This is a genomic window from Pseudomonas sp. 24 E 13 (assembly GCF_900004715.1).
GTDB classification, from domain to species: Bacteria; Pseudomonadota; Gammaproteobacteria; order Pseudomonadales; family Pseudomonadaceae; genus Aquipseudomonas; species Aquipseudomonas orientalis_A.
In genome coordinates this window covers 1-789 of the sequence record NZ_CVTO01000165.1, presented here as the reverse complement: position 1 = coordinate 789, position 789 = coordinate 1, and the positions used below count along the sequence as shown (strand labels likewise).

The 789-nt window shown below is 55.6% G+C and carries 1 protein-coding gene; it reads right to left on the bottom strand.

Annotation, left to right across the window (positions count from 1 at the left end):
* Positions 1 to 789: immunoglobulin-like domain-containing protein (locus BFP90_RS29390; protein WP_370671711.1), on the bottom strand; the 789-nt coding region annotated here is incomplete at both ends.

Genomic DNA, 789 nt, shown 5'->3' with positions numbered 1-789 from the left:
CGTCGGTGATTTTGACGATCTGGGTGCTCTTGTCGATGAACACGTCATCGCTTGGCGCAGGGACGGTCACAGTGCCGACGGTATCGCCGGCCTTGATGGTGATGTTCGAACCGTTATCGAGTTTCAGCGTAACGTCGCTGCCCGCCTTATTGGAGAGCGTGGCCGTGTACGTGATCTGGCCACCTTCGTTGACTGCGCTCGGCGCGGTCAGGGTAACAGTGGTGGTGTTATCAGTACCTGGGGTGTCAGTCACTGTTGTTGTGACTTTATCGGTACCTGGAACGAGATTTTCGAAGTGCTCGCCACCGGTCACACCTTTGATAGCGGTCGTGACGGTTTGATCGCCTTTGTACACATCATCCGGCGCAACAACCGAAACGCTGCCGCTCGATTGGTTCACACCGATGGTGATGGTTTTGCCGTTGTCCAGGGTGACGGTCAACGGGTTGGTGATGTTGGTCACCAGTGCGCCGTTTTTATCCACAAGGCTTGCGGTGTAGACGATATTGCCGCCTTCGCCGACGGTAGTGGTAGCGCTCAGAACCACATCCACCTTGTCGATGGTGTCGTTGACCGCTGTCGTGGCACTGTTTTGCGCAACTACCAGCTTCTCGAAGTTGCCGCCGGAAGCGTCCGTGATTTTGACGATCTGGGTGCTCTTGTCGATGAACACGTCATCGGCAGGCGCAGGGACGGTGACGGTGCCGACAGTTTCACCAGCTTTGATAGTGATGTTTGAGCCGTTATCCAACTTCAGCGTGACGTCACTGCCTGCTTTATTTGAGAGCG